The organism is Rhodococcus sp. 14C212, assembly GCF_011058195.1.
Taxonomy (GTDB): Bacteria; Actinomycetota; Actinomycetes; order Mycobacteriales; family Mycobacteriaceae; genus Rhodococcus; species Rhodococcus aetherivorans.
In genome coordinates this window covers 1-20,394 of the sequence record NZ_JAALEH010000059.1, presented here as the reverse complement: position 1 = coordinate 20,394, position 20,394 = coordinate 1, and the positions used below count along the sequence as shown (strand labels likewise).

Below are 20,394 nucleotides of genomic sequence, written 5' to 3'. Positions count from 1 at the left end.
ATTCCACGTCTGGCAGCCAAGGACATCCAGGAACAACCCTGGCGAGGGCGTCATTCAGGTCCGAGCGTCGGATACACACTCAGCCCCGCGTCGATGAGCCCTCCCATCGACGTGTGGTCGCTGGCCAGCACTGCGTTGGGTGAGGAGGAGTACCGAGAACGACCCGTTGGACGATTGCCGTGGGGACACATCACGGTGCTGCTGGACAAGCTCGACGACCAGGACGAGCGCGACTGGTACGCCGCCCGGGCCGCCGAACACGGCTGGTCGCGTCACGTGCTTGCTCACCAGATCACCGGGAAGCTGCACCGGCGGATCGGGGCGGCTCCGTCGAACTTTCCCGATCATCTGCCCCCGCAGGAGTCGGACCTGGCGCAGCAGCTCGTCCGCGACCCGTACCTCTTCGACTTCCTCGACCTCAGGGAACGAGCCGCCGAACGCGAACTCGAAACGGCGCTGATGGCCCGACTCGAGAAGTTCTTACTCGAGCTCGGGCACGGCTTCGCCTTCGTCGGCCGCCAGTACCACTTCAGCGTCGACGGCGACGACTTCTACATCGATCTGCTGTTCTTCAACTGGAGCCAATCCCGGTTCGTCGTCGTCGAGCTCAAGATCGGGCGGTTCGAGCCCGAGTATGCCGGCAAACTCGGGTTCTACGTGTCCTGGATCGACGAGAATCTGCGGATGCCGGAGCGGCATGCCCCGACCATCGGGATCCTGCTGTGCGCGGGCCGCAACGACAACGTCGTCCGGTATTCCCTCGCCGGTACCACCGCGCCGTTGGCGGTGGCGAACTACACCTACGACACCCTGCCCGACCCGGTCCGCGAACTCGTCCCCACCGATGACGAACTCGCCTCCGCAGTGGATGCAACCCTGCACGAACTCACCCTGCATTCTGCCGAGGACGGCACCGCCGACGATGCGCCCCGCGACCCCGATACCGCATAGTGAGGTGACACGGGTTCATGCGGAGAATCGGGGGGCACGAGAGGCAGCGGAACGGTCGGACCGTCACTTTCAGGAACGGCTCGGAACCCGTCCGGTACCGCCCGATCGAAGCGAACGTTGCTGGCCCCGGGCGGGACGGACCGGAAACGTCACCCGAGAAACTGGGCGTGGGCTGGCTAGGGAGGAGTAGCACCCTCGCCGATCGGATCGTGGTCGAGTAAATGATGGGCCCGCCGCTGCACAACCGAGCAGCCCAGGCCCTGCGCCGCCATCCCGTTAACCGGTGTCGCGCTGATCCGACTGGCCGGCGGGCTCGTCGTAGGGATTGACGCTACGGCGATCGGTTCCGAACTCGGCATTGAAGCAGGCATCCACATTCGATGCGTGGTAGCCCTCGGCCCACGCCCGGCGTAGCGCCTGCCGCACTAGGGTTTCGACCTCGTCGCTACTGAAATTTGGAGGGAAGATCTCCACGTCTTGGCGTCGCCGTGGGCGACGCCGCGGCCGGCCGGTCATGACCTCGCTCCTTGACTCCCAACTCATTATCTGCCCACGACACCCAACCAGGGATGTCTTGTCGCATTCGAGGCATTTCCGGGATCGCAAGAGGTCCGCAATCAGGACGATGCCGGCCCGGAAGGGAGCGAGCACCGAAGGCCGTCGTCCCTGTGCAGGTGACCGAGGGGCCTGTCCAGCGGAGCTTTGCCGTGGCTGTGAGGCCCGGGTTCGGCGCCCGTGTGCGAGCCGGGCCTGCCGTCCGCCACCGAAGGAACGGTGGTTCGGCGAGCCCGGAGCACGGAGCACGGAGCACGGAGCACGGAGCACGGAGCACGGAGCACGGAGCACGGAGGATTCCATACACGCCAGCAGAGGCTCTTGCGTGAGGGTCGAACCTGGAGGTCGTTTCTGGATCTGGAAACCCCCGGAGCTTTGTCTACCGCAGTAAACCCCTCTGCACCGCCGCTTCAGCGAGGCTTTGCCGGTCACCAGCAAGGCAGCCCCGTCCGAACCGGCGGCCCCAGGGACTGCGTCCGCTTTACCGCGGTAAAGCGAACGCGCCGACCGGATGCCGCGTGTCGCTGCGCCCGGGGACACCCGCCTGCCGTAGGGTGCTCTCGGTCCGAAGTAGCCCACCACCGTGGTGGGTGAAGCACACGGAAAGGCGCATCGCGCATGACAGTTCATGCTGTTCTCAATCAGAAGGGCGGCGTCGGCAAGTCCACCATCGCCGTCAACCTTGCCGCCGTCACCGCCGACGTATTGGGTACCGGCGACGACCCGGACGCCATCTCCCCTGTCGCCGCGGTCTCGGTCGACCCACAGGGCTCGGCGATCTGGTGGGCCGACCGCATCGACGACCTGCCGTTCCACGTCGTCCAAGCTCACGACGACATCACCGGCCTGCGCCGGCTGAACGAGCTGCCCGGCATCCGGCACGTCTACGTCGACACCCCCGGCTGGATAGACCTGGCCGGCGCCGACGACGACTCCGATCCCCTCGGCCGGGGCCCGGCCGCCGAGGCGCTGCGCGCCGTGCTGGAGGTGGCCGATCACGTCATCGTGCCGATGGAAACCGAACCGCTGTCGTTCGACCCGACCGCCCGCACCATCCGCAAGGTGCTCGAACCCCGCGGCATCGCGCACACAGTGGTGATCAACAACTGGGATCCTCGCGATGGCACAAGGGATCTCGAGGAAACCAAGGACTTCGTCCGGGCCAACAAGTGGCCGTTGGCGAACACGGTGATCCGGCACTACAAGCTGCACGCCCGGGCCAGCGCGGACGGGCTGGTGGTCACCGAATATCCGGCCAACCGGGTCGCGTTGCAGGCCCGCGAGGATTTCTACCGCCTGGCCCTCGAGCTGCGCATCGACGGAGGCCGATAAGCCATGGCCCGCGGAACCCGCACCTCCCTCGCCTCGCTGGCCGCCGCCGTCGGGGAACACTCCCCCGTCGACCGCCAGCACCTCGGCCGCACCGCACCGACCACCGCGTCGCTGACCGACCTGGTGGCCAACCCGCGCAACCCCCGCGACGACCTGGGGGACTTGTCCGATCTCGCCTCCATCGCCGAAACACAGCTGCAGCCGGTGCTGGTGGTCACCCGGCAGGCATACCTGCAGCTGTACCCCCAGGACGAGACCGACCTGGCCGAAGCCCGCTGGGTGGTGATCAACGGTTGCCGCCGCTACGCCGCCGCCTCGAAGTTCGGTCGCACCGGCCTGGACATCGTGGTCAAGGACGAGGTCGCCCGCGACCGTGCCACCCTGCTGGCGGCGGCAGTGACCGAGAACATCGGCCGCCGCGACTTCGACGTCATCGAGGAAGCCAAGGCCGTCGAACTGCTCGTGGCCGAATGCGGCCGCGCCGATGCCGCCGCCGCCCGGCTCGGCAAGACCGAAGGCTGGGTCTCCCAACGCCGGGCTTTGCTCAAACTCGCCCCTGAACTCCAAACCGCGCTGCGTCGCGGGGAACTCGCCGTCCGACTCGCCCGATCGCTCGCGCGAGTCCCCCTCGAACAGCAGGTCGATACCTGGCAGGCTCAGCAGCAGATCGAGACGGTCGATAAGGACTGCGCCGACGACGGCAGCCCGCCGGTGAACCAACGTCCTCGGGCGGATGCCGCCAAGGTGGTGCGCGCCTTCCGTCGACTCGATGCCGACCCTCCCACTCTCGCCGACGCACTGCGTGACTATCTCGACGAGGAGGGGCTGCGCGCCCTGATCGGCGCACTCACTGCGCACACATAACCCCGGCGCCGGCTCCCCCGGCGCCTCCGGGTCGAGCACCGACTCCCACGGGGGTGCTGGTTTACCGCGGTAAACCAGCACCTTTCGTCGTGAGCTGGTTTCCGAGCAGCGCGACAAGGACTTCGACGGCTAATCGGCACCCGGAGCCAAGGGGACGGCGACATCGAGCGGCACCCTGATTTCTCCCCGCCCAGTCGGCACTGTCACGTGACTAATTGATCTCCAGTCCATTCCCTGCCGTCAATCGCGAGGCCATATGCCACCGCGCCATCACAAGACGGAGTAACCCGGGCCGATCCAGAACACCCTCGTTCCGAATGGTTCACACGTACGTTCTGTTTCGGAACGTCACCGTAGCGGCTGGCCTCTCCGCAACCGTCGTCACATCGCGCCGAGTCGATACGACGTACCGGGTGGCGGAGGGACTCACCGAACCGGAGTTCCTGTGCCGCCGCCCCCATCCCCTCCCTGCGGTGGGAACCAATGGTTCGCGCCTGGACGAAGGACGTCGAACTCCAGGCTGCCTAGCATCGCTTCCATGCCGGAGCCGTGGGACGGACTTGCGCTCGAGGCGATCAGACAGGGCGAACCATGACTTTCCCGGATGGAAGCATGCGCGTTGTGCCCGACATCCCCGAGCTGATCACCCTCGGTCATGGCGTCTGTCGCCCGAGTCGGCGGTAGTCCACGCACGTCGGCGCCGGGACCAGCCGGGTTTCGCAGCACCACTACCGCTACGTGCTCAGTGGCCGAATGCGAGCACGAAGCCGGAAGGGCCCAGAGGTCGAGGCCGGACCCGAGGACCGTTCGCGGTAGCACCGGCCCACGACGCATGGGTGGTCGGAGACGAGTCCTGTGCAGCACTCGACTGGTGGCCCCGACCCTGACACCTCACCCCACCCGGGGCAGTCGTGCGCGGCCGATGTCGTCGCTGCGGCCCCGGGATCATCGATGGTTCTCGAACCCATGGACCGACGCGACGGTTCGTTCGCGCCGTCCCAGCCGTATACAGGGCTGCTCGACGGACCGTTCCGGAACAGCGTCGACGAGTTGAGGTGGCGGTCGGCCGGGCCTGATCCGGGGACGGGCCTCAGCCGAAGTCCGGAAGGGTTACGGCGTCGGACACCACGGTGTAGTCGAGCAGCAGGACACCGTTGTCGAGCACCTTGCAGTCGCGGAGGTCGAGGGTCGCCTGCACGTCAGCGGGGTCGAACAGGCGCCGGCCCGAACCGACCAGCACGGGGTGGACGGCGAGCCGGTACTCGTCGACGCCATAGCCGACAAGCGGTCGAGCCCCCTTCATTCGTGGACACACCTCCGTGTCGTGGTTGCGGTTTACCGCGGTAAACCGCAACCACCCCGGCTAACTCCTGGGGAGGGGTGAATCCTTGAGCCGCCACCATCGCGCTTTACCGCGGTAAAGCGACCAGCATCAGGACGACGCACTCCCCTTGGGCCGGCATCTCGAATGCGCCAACCTCCGCAGAGAACTCGCCGAACAGTGAGCGCATCGAGACCGATACCGCCCTCGAGACACCCTCTACGCCCAATCGATCTGGATGTCCTCGATCGCTTCGAAGTGGAATCCGAACTCGTCGCTGTAGACGTCGAAACCCTTGTTCTCCGGGTACTCCAGCGTGGCATGACGCTCGAGGATCGCCACCACCCGGCCGTGATCATCATTCGCCAGCGCCGCCGCCAACGCCTGCGATTCCTCCACCGTGAACGGGACATCGGAGTTGGCAAAGTCCAGCGTGCGGGTGCGGAAGTCGTAGCCGGCCTCGGAACCGTTGCGCACCCCGACCCGACCCTTTACCCGGATCGTGGCCCGCTTCGGCGTGCCGTCCGGACGCAGCACCCCGGCCCGCTGCATCGTGTCCTGCGCCTTGACCGCCCGGAGCTTGCTGGCGGCGTCGTTGCGCAGCTCATTGGTCTTGCCCGACCGGTAGCGCGACACCGCCGACGGGGTACGCCCGATTTGCTGCGCCACCGCCGCCACTCCCCCGAGTCGTTCGATCGCCGCACGACGCTGCGCGAGCTCATTGACATCGGCGTGCGGAATGCGCCCCTGCTGCACCCAGCGGCGCAGGGTGCGGTCCGACGGCGCCCTGCGCCCAGCGTCGATGGCGGCCTGCCGCAACCCCTCCCGCCCGATCTCGGTACGCAACTGCCCCACCGACACCGTCGTCGTGAGCCCCGCCAAGCCTCGACTGGTCTGCTGCGACTTGGCTACACCCGCCGTCGCCGCGGCGGCCACCTTGACGTGCATACCGTCAAGACCCACAGCTGTCTGCGGCACCGACTTCGAACGTTTCTTCGGCAGATGTAGCGCCACCTATTCGCCCTCTCCCCCACCGACCCGACAACGACCTGCCAGGGCGTGCCGCCCATACAACCCGACGCCGGTCACACCGTGCCGCCACACCGACCCACACCGATCCATCTACGCGTCCTCCTCGCCACAGGCACCGTAGGCCGCATCGATAGCGAGCTTGACCTCATGGGTGTCCTGCGCAGCCGCGAACACTGCAAGCAGATCGTCGGAGAGCCAGGCGTGCTTCTCGACCACCATCTTGCCCAACGCCGGGCTGTCATCCGCGACGTCGTCCGCCTCCCCCAGCAGATACATCCACGAATCCGTCATGGTGCGGATCGGCCACCGACCGGTCTCACGCGCGATGCGCATCGCCACCCGACGGCCCCGCCAACGACAATGTGCAATGATCGCCGCTCGCCACAACGGCTGATGGTGATGCTGCATCCGAGTCGCAGTCCACATTTCCGGATTCACCATCCGCCCGATGTACCCCTTGTAGCAGGCACCGACGAATCGCTTCATCGCCACATCGTCGGTCTCGACCGCGACACCACGAGCAGCGCGCAGGATCGACGCCCACTTGTCCAACGCCCTGCCCTGCTCGGGATAAATCCACGCTTCGGTGACCTCGAGATCGTCGACGTCCACCCCCATTCCCCCGTCCGCGACCGGTGCGCACAACCCTTCGAGGCTCACGCTGGTCACCCAGGTTCGTACCGGTGCATCGAACTGCATCACCGGATGCGGCAGCGGCAACTTCTCCGGCAACGAGTACTGCCCTGCCGCCGGCAAGGTCACACGCCACAACCCGAAGGCCGGCTTGGTTCGAGACGCCTCCTCCACGGCGGCATCGCCCACAACGTGGCGCGGTCGCCCGTACCCGAAACTCAACATGCCCGCAGAGGCCAGGTACGCGGCGCGCTGATCGATCGTCACCAGTCGACAGGCATGGTCCAGATCTTCGGCGTCGGGGACGCGGCCCCAACCGGCGGCCGGTTCGAGATCACCGCGCGGCGGCCCATCCAACGGTGGCACGGGTCCGGCCGTGGTGACAAGGATGCCCTTCCCGGTACGGGTCCGTTCACGGCGGATCTTGTCGACAACCGCCGCCCCGGTACGGGCTGGCGTCGGTCCCGGCAGAACACCGAGATGCTGTGCGCTCCACGCGAGCCGACGGCCGAGTTCACGCGCGGCGGGCAAGTCGTCGTCGGGCAGGTAGGTGCCGGCAGTGGGTGAGCCGAGAATGCCCATGTCGCCGACACGGTTGCCCCAACCGAAGTCCTTGTTCCAGTAGGTCCATACATAGGGCTCGAGCACGATGTCCACCATCTGGGTGGCCTTCCCGATCGCGCGGGACAGGTGCACCACGTGCCCGGGGTCGCCCCGCAACTCCCAGCCTTGCGCGATCAACGGCGGCAAGGTGGCGGCGATGACCTGACGCAATTCGTCGGCGGCGCGCACGCGCAGCGCTTCGAGGTCGTCGACGTCGTCCTCGCTGCCCGGGTCGATGAGCCAGCCGAGCTGTGCGCACGCGTCGACGCCGACGAGCCACACCTGGGCCGGGGACCCGAAGGGGGTCAACGCGGCCCAGCGGATGAGCTGATCGAGTTTGTCGATCGAGTCGACAGGTCCGGTCAGTACTCGTCCGGACGGGGTGTAGGAGGCTGCGGCGGTGATGACGATGGCGTGTCCGTCGGCGTCTTCCCCGGCTGGCAGGCTCTCCCACCCGGGCGGGGCCGGCTCCGGAGTACTCGGAGCTTCAAGCTGGGGCTCTGACGGTGGCGTGTCGGACGGCGGGACCGCCTCCGCGATGTCCACCGCCTCCGCGGTGGCTTCGGGCTGCAGTGCGGAGGCGGCCTCGACCCGGGCGTTGGTTTCCGGCTCGGCCGGCTGCGCCACGTCGAACAGTGCGAACTGCTCTCCCCCACCCATGCGCTGGCCTTTCCTGGTCGATGCCATCACTGTTCACCGTTCCTAGTGGGGGTCCATACCGGCAAGGGGGAGGCGGGAATCCAGCGCGTCATCGGGCGGCGGCGAACTCGCGGGCGGCGGACAACACGTGGGGGCCGATCTCGGCCAGCTCCCCTTCTCGGAGCAGAAGCGCCGGGGAGCGGTCGTCGAGGATGGGATTCAAGCTTTCGAACCAGACCTGCGCCACGGCGGGGGTGTCGCCTGCGGTGATCAGTCGCGCGATGCGGTAGGCCAGGCGTAGGCGGTGGAGGTCGGTGTCGTTCCCGATGGTGCGGGTTCCCGCTGCCCATTGCCGAACGGCCCTAGTCTCTTTGACCCCGCCCAGGTACGCGACAAGTTTGGCGCCAAGCAACTGTTGAAGCGCCGTCACCAGCTCGGCTTGGCACATGCGGGCGGCGTCGTTGTAGGCCGCCAGGTCAGAGGGGAGATGTGCCGCGGTCACAATCAATACCCCTCCGGATCCCAGCCTGAATCACACACGACTTGCCACGGCAAAGGATATACCGCTTCCCGGACAATGCGCCCAGATCCCGAAAACGGCAGACCGGCGAGAACTCGACTGGAGGCGACGCGTGCTCCCTTACGCAGCCCTTGCCCCAAGAAGACGGGCCCCCAGGATGCGCGCAATGGATCGGCCGTTGCCGCTGTTCAGCTGCCGGGTTCGTTTCGCGTGCGCTTTCGGTAGGCCGAGACGGTAGATCGACCTGATCGTCCGCGAAAGGCGGCACCGCTCAGCGCGAAGAAGATCGCTCCGGTGCCGAGCGGCACGAATTCGGCCCAGGTAGTAGGCACCTCCCCAGCTGACGTTCCGCTGGAGGATCCTCGGAGAGTGCGGCGCGGACGCTGCGCAAAGCGCTGCGCTGCGCTGCGGAGACAAGTCCTGGCGCGTGTGGCTATTCGAGCCAGGACATGCGCTGACGATGATCTTCTACTTCGTGAACCCGACCGTCCGCCCAGGATGGTCCGGGTTTCCCGGTGCAGATTGACCCGAGCGCGACTCCGGAGGTTGAGCCCTGCCACCACCGCGAGACGGGGCATGCCCGGTCCGACGAACCAAGAGTGCGGCCAACCCGTTAAACTGCGTCTTTCCAATCTTTAATGTGATAATTTTTTTATCAGCGTTCTAACATACTTTTCTCCGTGTTATCACCGCCCGACCCGACGCCTTTGGCAATTCCGGGGCGATGACCTCCCAGGCGGGTCTTCCGCTGGAGGCGGATCCCTGCCGACTCTCCAGCGCCCCATCGGTTCGCCTCCCCTGCATCCGGCCAGTTCAGCTGGTTGTTTGGCTTCCCGCTCGCGTCGTGTCCGGCGGGGAACTCGGGGTCGGGAAGACGGCCGTGGGATCGCTCCGCAGCCCTGCCCGGATGGGATAGCCGCGCCAGTTCGGGAATGAGCATCCCGTCATCTGAGCGCCTTCGCGCCGCTTCGGCTCGACCGGCCGTCGCTTCTTCCCCTCGGCGCGCCGGGGACCACTGCCGTCGCCATTCGCGCTCCCCTCCAAGCGCCTTCCCGCCACGCCCCACGCATGGGAAGTCCCCCGGTCGGGTCGTAGGGCAGGTCTTATCAGCGCCATGTGGAGCGCCGTAGTCATGGCCTTCGGTATGGCGTTACATATGGGCCCCCGTATGGAAGTGCGCACGGGTCTACGCCGGGAGCCGAGTGGTGTCCGCAGAAGGGAAGGTCACCGGCTCGCACAGCTCGTTGCGGATCGCCGAAGCGCACAACACCAAGGCCTGGTTCACGACCGAACCGCACCACCTCGACACGATGAAAGCGCTTGACAGCCGACCACTCGCGTCACGTCGGCGCTGTCGGAACGGACTGCAGGGGCGGGTTCCGCAAGGCCACAGTCGTCCTCCGATTCCATCGCTCGACTATCGACCCCGACTCTTGTCGCGGCAGGTTGCGAACCTCAATCCTCCGCTTCACGCGCTCTACTACCTGTTGCGATCGTCCTCGCCTCCGACGTCACCCCAGACAGCAAGCATGGGCGTCTACACCCGCACTCGCCCGGTCACGGGATGCCCGAATCTTGTTTGACATCTTCGTTCGGTGCGCCAGCTTGATCAGGACGTAGATAGCCCTGTGTACTGCGAAAACACGTGTGGGAATATGTATGGGTGTAGATACGGTTTGTCGTATGGCTTTCATTATGGTGATCAATATGGACTTCCACCGGGACTCTATATGGCTGTGTGTATGGTGCCATTTATGGCTATCGTACGGCGCTTCGCATGGCCATACTTGCGGCCCTACGTCAGTGCTCTTCAATGGCCATGTGCATGGCCTTCTTAGTGGTCTTCTTATCGGTCTTCTACATGGCCTTTCGATAGGCCGTAGGGATGGCCGTCCTTCCGACGTCGTTCATGGCCGTCTACATGCCCTTCCCTACCGCCATATGTATGGCCGCATAGCTGAGCATTGAACTGTCCATTTCGATGGCCTAATAGATGGCATTACTGATGGCCGTACGTCCGGCGGTATCCACGGTCGTGTAAGCGCCCATGCCACGGTCCGTACAAGCGGCCACATTCACGGGCGTGTCGATGCCCAGTCGTCCGGCCGGATGCCTGTACATTCACCCGGGTGAACATGCAGCAGCCCGCTCGGACCGTCCTCGTCGCCAACCAAAAGGGCGGCGTCGGTAAGAGCTCGATCGTCGCGGCCGTCGCGGGGATGGTCGCGGCAGCAGGCCGGCGTGTTCTTGTGGTGGATGCGGACCAGCAGGCCAACGTGACTTCGTCCGATCTCGGCGTCGATGGCGACCGGGGGCGAGGTCTGAGCATGGCGCTGCAGTACGCCCACCCGCTCGAACCGCAGCGCGACGTGCGTCCGAATCTGGATCTGATTGCTGGAGGGCCGGCACTGGCCGTAGTTGGGGCAGTGGCAGCCACCGCCGCCCAATCGGGCACGGATCTTCGGGCCAACTTGATCACCACTCTCGGTGACCTGTGTGAAACCGAGCGCTATGACCTGGTCCTGGTCGACTCGGGCCCGGGTGATGCACCCTTGCTCGACGCTCTTCTCGGGACTGCGCGTTATCTCCTCGTCCCGACCAAGGACGACGACGCAAGCTTGTCCGGCGTCGAGCTCTTGGCTGCCCGGTACCTCCGCGCGCGGCAGAACGGATCGTTGATCCAACTTTTGGGCGTTGTGCTCTTCGATGCCAATCCCCGCGCGACCACGAGAAACCGGGAAGTGTTCGAGCAGGTCGGGGAGCTTCTCGAGGGCAGCGGAGCCTCGCCGTTCGAGACCTTCATCCGCTCGGACCGGGCGGCTGCAGTCGATCTGCGCACTCGCCATCTCACCCCCTCCGAGTTGGTGGAGGTTGCCGACACGCATCAGAAGCACCGGCTTCAGCGGCTGCGTCAGAAGGCAAACCTGGGGGAGCGACTGTGGTCCCGGGATCCGTCGGGATTGGCCGGCGACTACCAGGCACTGACCCGGGAGGTTCTCGGTCGTTTGGCTGCGGCGGAGAGTGGACGCGTCGCAGGAGGTGTGGCGTGACTTCTCGACGCCGCAGAGCGGCGTTCGATCCGGCTGCACTGGGTGATCTGGACGACCTGCTCCCCTCGCTGAATACGGTGAAGCCGCAGAGCCCTCCCACGCAGCAACCGGCACCGGAGCCTCTGCGGCAGACGACGGAACCGTCTGCCGCAGAGGCTGACCCGGAGCAGCGGGCGCAGGAATTTCGCCATCTCCAGGCAGTCACCGAGCCGTTCAAGGACGAGCGCACGGCGGAGGATGACCCTAGCGCCGACAAAGGGCGGGGAGCGGAGCCACGCAAGCGTTCACGCCCTCGCGAAGGTGGTGCGGCGCCGGTGTCGCGCACGGCGCCCCCGGAGGTCTCGCTGTCGCCTTCCGTGTACGACGCACTTCGGGCGCTGACCTTGCGTGAGCGTGCCAGCAACCCTACTACTGCGCGTTCCTACGGGCAGGTTGTTCTCGACGCGATCGAGCTTCACGCCGTTGAGCTGGAAACACATTGGCGTGCGACGGCAGGATCGTCCGGGGGCCTCTTCCAGCGGAAGCAGGCGGCCGGCGCGCGCCGGCGCCGACACAGCGAGCCACAAGCCCGAGTTCCGTTGGCAGGAGTAATTGCTTCGGATGCAAAGGTTTTGGATCGACTGGCCGAAGAGTGGGGCGCCGGCAGTCGCAGCGCACTTGTCGAACAAGCGCTTCGGCTGTACTTGAGTCTGTGAGTGCCCGCAACAGCAGTAACAACGATTCCCGCAGAGCCCTGCACAATCGATAACCTCACCGCGACAGACGCTTTCGCTCCCGAGGCATGAGCCGCACTGCGCCGGCTCCGCGCCGCTCGCTGGAGCGCGAATGATCTGCGCAGACGGAGAAACCCGCGCCGACGTCGCGCACCCGGGTGCGGTCCCACATCGGGACCGGGATGGGCTCGCGAATTTGGTCCGGGACAATCGTGGTCGATCCGCACGATATGGAGCGTTGCGACTTCCGCGGCCGAGGTGAACGTCCGGGGCTCTGGGTGTGCCGAAGCGGGGGCGTCGGCCGGCACATCCGACAGGCCTTGGATGGCTCACCAGGGGAGTGCCCACTCGAGGCAGCGAAGTTTCTCTCGAGCTCGGGCGAATCCGGACTTCGGTCCCGGCCTCGGCTTCCCCGCGAAAGTCACTGCACAGCGCAACGGCGGACAGAATTGAGTTCGGCTTCAACAGGCCGGCGCCCAGGGTCGCAGTCTCCCTCGAGATGCAATGCCAATGCACTAACGATAATCGTTTTCTTAATTGGATGGCGTCGACCTAAATCTTGCGGCGGCTGGCGAGCTCCGGGATGGGGTCGATGCGGTGACGACCCGGGCGCCCGTGCTTATGTTCGAGGTGTCCACCCAGTAGGGTGGGGCGCTATCGCCGCCCGCGTGCCGAGCGCTGCAGGCGGGCGGGGTTCGAACCATCCGCATCGAGACTCACCTCGAGCCACGGGTGTCCCTCTCGAGAGTTCTCGAGTTACGATCTGCTCCTCGGCGCGTCTCCGTGCATCTCGCGGTTGTTGGCCTATGGTTATTTCAGCAATCTGAGATGGATCCGCGTGTTGGGATTGCTGAAATTCCGAGAGGATGTACGCTCAGCCTCGTCGGATCGTTGTAGCTCCACCGGAAGGAAAGGCGAGTAGGCATGTCACATCCCGCCTTGATGCCCGATGTCCGTCGTCGCGCGCGCCGCACCTCGGGTGCCGGCCGCCCGTCCTTGGGTCACCGCGAGCCGGTTGTGACGACGTTGTGGAAGCGCAACCTCGACCGTCTCTCGGCGATCAAGAACTCGACGAACGAGACGGCCAGCGACGTCCTGGGTGTGGCCATCACCATCGGACTGCGCCATCTGGACCTGCTACCTGCAGGTTTTCAGGCCTACGAGCTCGACACGATCGTCGACTGCTCGGGAGGTCTGGCCGAGGAACTGGGCATCGAGGACGGCGCCGAGCGCCGCAAGGTGTGGACCCGGCTCCCGGTGGCTTACCGCAGCACGATCGACCAACTGGTCGACGATTACTCGACCAATCGAGTTGCTTTGCTGGGCGCGCTCGCGGCCGTTGGTTTCGGCCACATGGACGAGTTCGACTCCGCGCTGACGTATATGCGTCAGGCGGCACTGAGCACGACCGAGGGAAGGAGCTTGACGATGGCGAGCTGATGCGTCGGCAGGACTGCGCCTGCCTTACGACATCTTCATACCGTTGCAAGACTCATTCGAGGAACGCACACGCCGTTGCCGACCTCCGGGATGACCACCCCGGACATGGTCGTCAGTTCATCGGGGCCTAACCACCCCCGATTGGGCTTAACCACCCCAGAAAAGGCGAGTGCCCCACCATCCGCTTGGTGGGGCAACTCATTGCCGGACTGACGTCCAGCGCACTGCGTGCTCACACAATCCCTTCGGGTACCACCCCGAATCCCTCGAACCGACTCTCGCAACCACACGAGAGAGGCTTCGGTTTGTTGAGAACCGATTGCCAGGTTACAGGCATGCCCGCTGTCCTGTCGACCTGCGCTGCGCGTACGTCACATAACAATGGGGAACCGGCCGGTGTCACACCGGTGACGAGACCCCTCGGCACGATCGTCCCGCCGGAAGCAGACAACGCTTCCAACTGCGAAAACAACGATCTTCACGACCATATTTATGCCGTGGTACGGCGGTGGGCCCCCGGGCCGGCCCGGCTCGATCCGGACCGCACTCACCGGTACTCCGAGTCACGTGTTCTTTCCGAACGTGCGCCCGAGTGTCCGTTCGCGCTGCCGCTGGCCGACGCCCAGGGACAGTTCCGACTCCTGGCGTTCGACTTCGATATCGCACGCGGTGACGCCCCCGGGCACGCCGCTGCCTTCGCCGCCTTGCTCGCCTACCTCGGTATCCCGCACCTGGTCTGCGCCTCCTCCGGGACCGACAACGGTGGCCGCCATATCTGGATCCGACTCGGTAAAGCGGCGTCACCCCGCCTGGTAGCCGATATCGCCCGAAGTGCTCGCACGGCGTTTCCTTCGCTGGACATCAGTCCGTTGCTCAACCCCCGGACAGGATGCGTGCGCGCACCCGGCTCTCGGCACGGCAAGGCTACGCAGGCCCGTTCCCGCGTGCTGGCCAGCGCCGATGCGCTGACCGCGGTGCGCGTCGCCGACCGGGGAATCCCTTCCTTGCACCAGACCCGCATGCTGGAGGACCTGCGGGCCATGTTGCCGGCTCCCGAAGAAGCTTCCGCAACCGCGCGGAGACGCCGGCGGCCGCTCAATCCGTCACGCATCCAGCACACGGCTCCGACGTTCCACCACGGAACAGTAGTAGCAAAGGATCTGTGGGGGAGGGGACTGGATGGTCTCCCCCTGACGAGGCGCCCGGTGTCCCCGCAAATCGCTCGATTATTGGCCGAGCCCCTGCCGTCTCATGTAGACCGCAGCTTTGTGGCGGCGCGCATTCTTGCGGGCATGATCGGGTCCGGCTGGACGTCGGCAGATATCGCACATGCCGCCTTCACCGAGGCGCTACCCGGTCTCGAGCACTTCCGAACGGTCCGCACACCGGTCGGATTCCTGCCCCGGCCACGTCGTCACACCTATCTCGCCCGGCAGGTGGCACATGCCGCCGACTATGTACGCGCGCATCCCCTCTCGAAAACGGGGTCGTCCCACGCTCCGGACAGCGTGGGGCCCCAGAGGCCTTTCGCCCGCACCCGGCGGGCGCTCCTGGAAGTCGTCGATGCCGCCGATCGTGCCGAGTTCTTCCGCGGAGGCACGGATGCTGCAACCCGGCGACTGGTCTTCGACGGTCTCGTTGCCCTCATGTTCGATGTCGGCGCCCGCACCGTGGCGCTCGATGTGCGGCGGTGGGCAGACCGTATCGGCAGCCACCGGAGCACGGTCTGCCGGTATCTGGCCCAGCTGGTCACCGCGGGCTGGGTGGTTCGCGTGCAGGCGTCGGCGGGGCAAAAGGCAGCAAGCTACAGCGTCGCGATGCCTCAGTTCAGTTCTGGGACACAAGTAACTACGCCCCCTTCAAGCGGCTGCAGCACCCTGGAGCTACCCCGCCTCCGCCTCAGCCACGCCCGGGCCGACCTCTGGTCCGCCCCGTCCCTAGGCTCCCTCACCCGGGAAGCCCACCTGCAACTCCTCCTGCACCCCGGCATCCCCGCCGCCACCCTCGCGGCCCTGCTTCACACCTCAGCTACCCAGACCCTGCGCTGCCTACGCAGGCTCCGCAGTGCGGGTCTGGCGACGGGCTCGCACGATCGCCTCCGTGCCCGTGCCTCACGGCGACTGTTCACACGAACTGCGGAAATCCTGGGTGTAGCCGGAATCCTGGCCCACCGGTGGACTCTCTACCAGCACGAACGAGTGGTATGGCGGTGGTGGTTGGAGGAGCTGCACTGGAGACGCGCACCCGCGTCGAGGAAGCCGCCGTGGATATTGAGGCGAACTTACGGGGCGTTTCCGACGAGAGGAGACCGCAGACTGGACTGGGTGACTGCTTTCAAACGTGTCGTCGGCGGGGCCTACCGGCACTGGGCAGCGACAATGAATTTGTTCTCTACGAAATCAAGGCAGTAGAGAGCCAGCCCGTCGACGGGAACACCGTGTTCCAACGGCGTCTTGTCAACGTTTAGTAGGCAGTGGGCCCTCGGTTCCGGCGATCTCCGGAACCGACAGCTCCCGAAATGCGCATGGCCCCCTGGCTGACGCATACACCTGTACGGTTCGGGCCCTCGAACCCGAGATCATGGAGCGTATTGCCATGGTTGCACCGACTTTCCAGTCCACCGTCGCGTCGACCCGCAGCTCTTGTCCGCGGTGCCAAAGCCGGACTCGCCGCTGCTGTGAGTGGGGCATGGTTGTCGCAGGTGGATGCGATAGTCTTCGCGCGGCAACCGATCCAACTGCCGAGGAGGAGCCTGCGATGTCCTCGCTCGAATCCTCTACGCCGGGTCACAACAGCACACCGCCTTCCGCCCGCCCGCTGGAATTCCACCCGCCCTCCGTGCCCCAGGCAAGCAACACACGACGTGCCTACTCCGCGGACTGGGATCGATTCGAACGGTGGTGCCACCACACCCACCGACGCGCCCTGCCTGCCGAGCCGGACACGATCGCTGCCTACCTGGCCGACACGGCCACCCGCGGCACGACAGGACAAGGACGACCGTATTCCCGCGCCACCTTGACCCGATGGATCGCCGCCATCAACCACCGTCACCGCAGCGCCGGATACGCCCCTCCCGGAACGGACCCTCGCGTCAAGGCCGCCTTGGCCACCATCCGCAGCCACCAGACGCACTCTTCCGCCCAACCTCCCCGCCGAACCGCGCCTCTTCTCGTAGAGGATCTCACCACCATCCTCGCCGTCACTCGCAACGCCTGCACCGGCTGGGCCTCCCACGTGGCTGAGCGCCGTGACAGCGCCGTGCTGCTGACCGGGTTTGCCGGTGCCCTGCGCCGCTCCGACCTGGAGACCCTGCGTGTCGGCGACGTCGCCGCCGATCCCACCGGCGGACTCCGAGTCCCCGTCAAACATTCGACCGGAGCGCACGACAGCACACCAACCGTGCTCCTGCCACCCACGCAAAGCCACTGGACCTGTCCGCCGTGCGCATACACACGGTGGCTCCAGGTGATAAACGCATGGGACACCACAGGACGACCGGGAGTGATCCGCCTGCTCCGCCGCCCAACCCCATTCGACGCACACATATGCCACGGCCCGCTGCCGAAACCACCCCACCCCAACGCGCCGGTCTTCCGTCCGATCCGCAAGAACGGCAACCTGACAGCCACAGCCCTCTCCGGATCAGCAATCCACGCCATGATCCGCCGACGCGCCCACGACGCCGGGTACGACAACGACATCGTCGCCCAACTCGGCGGACACAGCCTGCGCGCAGGATTCATCGCCCAGGCTCTGCGCAACGGCACCGACGTTCACGCGATCATGCAGCACACGGGGCACGTCAGCACAGCCATGCTGAACACCTATCTCCCCGCCCGGACACTGGGGGCGGCCACCGCCGCCGCCGAGATCGGCCTGTGACACGATGCCCTCGTCGAACAGTGGCCGCCGCGGCGCACACGTCCCGACACGTTATCGGTACGACTGGTCGCTCTTCGAAGACTGGTGCGCCGCCGCTGATCTGGAATCTTTGCCGGCCGAGCCCATGGCGCTCGCCCAGTTCCTGCACGAGAATCCCGCTACGCCCCACACCCAGATCTGTCGTGTCTCCGCGATCAACTACTTCCACCACCGAGCCGGTGTCGCAGCGCCCGGACGAGTCACCGCCCTCCGGGCTCAGCTCAACACGCGCCGCACCGACCGATTGGCGCATCGTCGCAACATCGCTGAGCAGGTACTGCGACAGATTCCTACGGTGGGATGGCCGCATGGGTTGTTCGGACGGCGTGATGCTGCCTTGCTGGTGTTCACGGTATACGCGGGGTTGCCATTCGACGCGGTGGGCCGTCTGCGCCGCAGCGACATCGAGGTCGATGCCGGTGAGTTGTTCATCGGGGGGACCCATCAGGTTCGGGTCCGTCCGAGTTCGGATCGGTCAGTGTGTCCGGTACGGACTTACGAGCAATGGGCCCAGATTCTCGACTTCACCGATCGCCATCCCAGCACGAGATTGCTCGCTCGGCACCTGTCCCGTGTCGACGACAGGGAAGAGACATGCAGTGAGCCGATCCTGCCGGGAAGCAGACGAGATGGGCCGCTGTTCACACCGATCGATCGGTGGGGGTACCTACCGCTGATACCGGAACCACTGTCTGCAGCTGCGATCGCTCAACTCGTGCGCGCCAGATTGAACGGCACCGCGTCACTTCACGTCCTCCCGCCCAAGAGCCTCACCCGGCTCGAACGTGACCTACGTGACGGCACCGGAGCCGATAGCGGTCCGTACTCCTCGCCCGCCTCGATGGTGATCGAGATGGAGCGCGACTACTACACACGAGGTATCGCAGCTCGCCGGCACACACACGAGCGGATGCGAACTGTCGATAACCTTCTCGACGAGGTGGAGACCGAAGCCGATCAGTTGCTCGAGCGTACTTTGGAGATTCTCGAGCGATATAGCTAGAGACTCATAGAGGCTGCAATATGAGTACGGTTGCTGAGCGGGTGGATCTTTCGCTAGACCGCAAGGGTGGCAGTCACTAATCGCAGATGAGATTGAGCGATCGTGCGGTGAAGTCGCTGGAGTGGGCGAGTCGGCGGATCCCAACGGCACCACTGCGCGACATGCAGAGTGTCTGTATTGTTGGCGGTGAGCGGGTCGGCCGAAAGACAATGACACCCAGTCGGTCCACCGTCGACTAACCATCTTTCGGTCGGCCCAATCGTCAGGTTTTCTTCCGAAAATTTCTTTCATAAAACGGATTACGTCTGCGGCACTACAGGTGTCCTGACGACGCATCATCGCTACCTTCCTGCGCGTCACGGGCAAAGTCCTGGATCGCTGGTGGTTGACCGCCCTCGTCGAGCGCCACCTCGCCGAGGGGCACCGCACAGTGTGACCACCGACCGCCGGTGTTGCGGCGCCGAGCTGGGCCTCGGCATCCGACACCGCTGGGTTACCCTGTCCCACGAACAGGCGGACTACGCCAGCACACGGATGGTCGACGCGGGCGTGGGCGAGTTGGTGCAGATCCGGGTCCACGACTACCGCGACGTCACCGACGGCCCCTACGAAGCGATCTCGAGCATCGACATGGCCGAGCACGTCGGCGCCGCGATGCTGGCGACCCATGCCGCGGACCTGTTCGCCCTGCTGCGCCCGCAGGGGCGGTTGCTCAACCACGCGATCTCGCGGCGACCGGGCAAATCCGTCGCCGAGTTCTCGAAAACGTCGTTCATTGATCGCTATATGTTCCCTGAGGGCGAGATCTTGCCGCTCGCGACGATGATCGAGGCGCTCGAAGGGGCCGGTTTCGAGGTGCGCGACGTCGAGTCGCTGCGCGAGCACTACGCGACGACCCTGCGGGCGTGGGTGGCGAACCTGGAGGCGAACTGGGACGCGGCGGTGGTCCGGAGCAGCGCCGGGCGGGCACGAGGATGGCGGCTGTACATGGCCGGCGCGGCGTTGGTATTTGCGACGAACCGTCTCGGGATCAATCAGGTCCTGGCAGTCAAATGCACCGAACGGGGTCACAGCGGCATGCCCGGCACCCGCGCCGAACTCTTACAGCCATCCGTACCGAACGCGCCCAGCTGTACACCGTGAAGAGTGGCGTGAACAGCGTGTTCATCATCGCCGCGGTAGCCGTTCGCATTGTTCCGCTTGACCCTGTGCGGCGCAGGAGACGACGCAGCCGGTGCGTCGGTGACGACCGCGCCGGCCACCACGGCTGTTCCGAGATCGATATCGGCCACCTCCCCGGCACCGCCGAGCTGTACACGGTAGAGAAGACGACGTTAAAGCGACTACGCCGGTGATGACGCACCGGTGATGGGCCGACCGGAGTGCCGAGGTACGGCGAGGGGACGTCGGGTCGGTCGAGGTCCGTTCGGAGTAAGGGTGCCGTCCTTGGCCCGGCCGCGTGGGGTGTCAGTGACGGGTTGGGTTGCCGGCGTTGTCCCAGTCGGGCAGCTCCGGTATCCGGGTCGCCAGGACGGTGTGGGCGAGGACCAAGGTGACGGCGAGGGCGCGCAACCGGGCGGAGAACGAGGGTGCAAATCATCGGAGGAACCGTCTTCTTTCTTGCTTGCGGTTCCACGTTACGACCCTCCCGGAACCGACAAGAATCGCAGTCGACATTTCCGACTACCGGTAGTTTGTTAGTTCGGGAGGTAGAGGTGCAGGCCGTGGCCCGCCGCGACCGAGTTCATCAGGGCCTGCAACTGCGGCGGCGGGGGCGCCGTCGACCATGCCGGCCACCAACGTCGCAACGCGAC

16 protein-coding genes and 1 pseudogene are annotated in these 20,394 nt (G+C 65.7%); 10 read left to right on the top strand and 7 right to left on the bottom strand.

Annotation, left to right across the window (positions count from 1 at the left end; genetic code table 11):
• Nucleotides 1-93 precede the first annotated feature (93 nt).
• The gene (locus G6038_RS21335) at nucleotides 94-951 is read left to right on the top strand and encodes a PDDEXK nuclease domain-containing protein (RefSeq protein WP_240918630.1); all 858 of its coding nucleotides are present in this window, start codon (nucleotides 94-96) and stop codon (nucleotides 949-951) included.
• A 276-nt stretch (nucleotides 952-1,227) separates the two neighbouring features.
• On the opposite strand, the gene G6038_RS21330 is transcribed toward G6038_RS21335, so the two are convergent.
• Nucleotides 1,228-1,467: a hypothetical protein gene (locus G6038_RS21330; RefSeq protein ID WP_165039765.1), complete on the bottom strand. Its 240-nt coding sequence runs from the start codon at nucleotides 1,465-1,467 to the stop codon at nucleotides 1,228-1,230.
• 657 nt (nucleotides 1,468-2,124) lie between these two features.
• Here G6038_RS21330 and G6038_RS21325 point away from each other — a divergent pair.
• Both G6038_RS21325 and G6038_RS21320 read left to right on the top strand, forming a co-directional pair.
• Nucleotides 2,125-2,838 carry a ParA family protein gene (locus G6038_RS21325; RefSeq protein ID WP_165039764.1) on the top strand — a complete coding sequence of 238 codons (714 nt, stop codon included), beginning with the start codon at nucleotides 2,125-2,127 and terminating at the stop codon, nucleotides 2,836-2,838.
• Between the two features lie 3 nt (nucleotides 2,839-2,841).
• Nucleotides 2,842-3,702 carry a ParB N-terminal domain-containing protein gene (locus G6038_RS21320; RefSeq protein ID WP_165039763.1) on the top strand — a complete coding sequence of 287 codons (861 nt, stop codon included), beginning with the start codon at nucleotides 2,842-2,844 and terminating at the stop codon, nucleotides 3,700-3,702.
• Nucleotides 3,703-4,792: 1,090 nt separating this feature from the next.
• On the opposite strand, the gene G6038_RS21315 is transcribed toward G6038_RS21320, so the two are convergent.
• The 4 genes from G6038_RS21315 to G6038_RS21300 all read right to left on the bottom strand — a co-directional run bounded on the left by G6038_RS21315 (nucleotide 4,793) and on the right by G6038_RS21300 (nucleotide 8,432).
• Complete coding sequence (locus G6038_RS21315; RefSeq protein WP_240918629.1) at nucleotides 4,793-5,005, bottom strand: dihydrofolate reductase family protein; 213 nt, start codon at nucleotides 5,003-5,005, stop codon at nucleotides 4,793-4,795.
• 237 nt (nucleotides 5,006-5,242) lie between these two features.
• Nucleotides 5,243-6,037: a helix-turn-helix domain-containing protein gene (locus tag G6038_RS21310; RefSeq protein ID WP_165039762.1), complete on the bottom strand. Its 795-nt coding sequence runs from the start codon at nucleotides 6,035-6,037 to the stop codon at nucleotides 5,243-5,245.
• Between the two features lie 108 nt (nucleotides 6,038-6,145).
• Nucleotides 6,146-7,951, bottom strand: coding sequence for a hypothetical protein (locus tag G6038_RS21305; RefSeq protein WP_165039774.1), 1,806 nt, complete (start codon nucleotides 7,949-7,951; stop codon nucleotides 6,146-6,148).
• Between the two features lie 88 nt (nucleotides 7,952-8,039).
• A complete protein-coding gene (locus G6038_RS21300; RefSeq protein WP_165039761.1) occupies nucleotides 8,040-8,432 on the bottom strand; it encodes a hypothetical protein in 393 nt (130 codons plus the stop codon).
• A 2,147-nt stretch (nucleotides 8,433-10,579) separates the two neighbouring features.
• On the opposite strand from G6038_RS21300, the gene G6038_RS21295 reads away from it, so the two are divergent.
• The 3 genes from G6038_RS21295 to G6038_RS21285 all read left to right on the top strand — a co-directional run bounded on the left by G6038_RS21295 (nucleotide 10,580) and on the right by G6038_RS21285 (nucleotide 13,653).
• Nucleotides 10,580-11,500 carry a ParA family protein gene (locus tag G6038_RS21295; RefSeq protein ID WP_165039760.1) on the top strand — a complete coding sequence of 307 codons (921 nt, stop codon included), beginning with the start codon at nucleotides 10,580-10,582 and terminating at the stop codon, nucleotides 11,498-11,500.
• Nucleotides 11,497-12,195, top strand: coding sequence for a hypothetical protein (locus G6038_RS21290; RefSeq protein ID WP_165039759.1), 699 nt, complete (start codon nucleotides 11,497-11,499; stop codon nucleotides 12,193-12,195). The genes G6038_RS21295 and G6038_RS21290 overlap by 4 nt, the downstream gene beginning before the upstream one ends.
• A 942-nt stretch (nucleotides 12,196-13,137) precedes the next feature.
• Nucleotides 13,138-13,653: a serine/threonine protein kinase gene (locus G6038_RS21285; protein WP_206025405.1), complete on the top strand. Its 516-nt coding sequence runs from the start codon at nucleotides 13,138-13,140 to the stop codon at nucleotides 13,651-13,653.
• A gap of 563 nt (nucleotides 13,654-14,216) precedes the next feature.
• Here G6038_RS21285 and G6038_RS21280 read toward each other — a convergent pair.
• Both G6038_RS21280 and G6038_RS21275 read right to left on the bottom strand, forming a co-directional pair.
• The gene (locus tag G6038_RS21280; protein ID WP_165039758.1) at nucleotides 14,217-14,384 is read right to left on the bottom strand and encodes a hypothetical protein; all 168 of its coding nucleotides are present in this window, start codon (nucleotides 14,382-14,384) and stop codon (nucleotides 14,217-14,219) included.
• Nucleotides 14,385-15,002: 618 nt separating this feature from the next.
• Complete coding sequence (locus G6038_RS21275; RefSeq protein WP_165039757.1) at nucleotides 15,003-15,368, bottom strand: hypothetical protein; 366 nt, start codon at nucleotides 15,366-15,368, stop codon at nucleotides 15,003-15,005.
• Between the two features lie 1,042 nt (nucleotides 15,369-16,410).
• On the opposite strand from G6038_RS21275, the gene G6038_RS21270 reads away from it, so the two are divergent.
• The 4 genes and pseudogenes from G6038_RS21270 (at nucleotide 16,411) to G6038_RS21255 (ending at nucleotide 19,935) form a co-directional block, all read left to right on the top strand.
• Nucleotides 16,411-17,538 (top strand): integrase, encoded by a 1,128-nt coding sequence (locus tag G6038_RS21270; RefSeq protein WP_165039756.1) that lies wholly within the window; start codon nucleotides 16,411-16,413, stop codon nucleotides 17,536-17,538.
• A gap of 4 nt (nucleotides 17,539-17,542) precedes the next feature.
• Nucleotides 17,543-18,580: a hypothetical protein gene (locus G6038_RS21265; RefSeq protein WP_240918628.1), complete on the top strand. Its 1,038-nt coding sequence runs from the start codon at nucleotides 17,543-17,545 to the stop codon at nucleotides 18,578-18,580.
• A gap of 492 nt (nucleotides 18,581-19,072) precedes the next feature.
• Nucleotides 19,073-19,723, top strand: a pseudogene (locus G6038_RS21260) (class I SAM-dependent methyltransferase); the annotation flags it as partial.
• Nucleotides 19,724-19,731: 8 nt separating this feature from the next.
• Complete coding sequence (locus G6038_RS21255) at nucleotides 19,732-19,935, top strand: hypothetical protein (RefSeq protein ID WP_165039755.1); 204 nt, start codon at nucleotides 19,732-19,734, stop codon at nucleotides 19,933-19,935.
• Nucleotides 19,936-20,394: the final 459 nt, after the last annotated feature.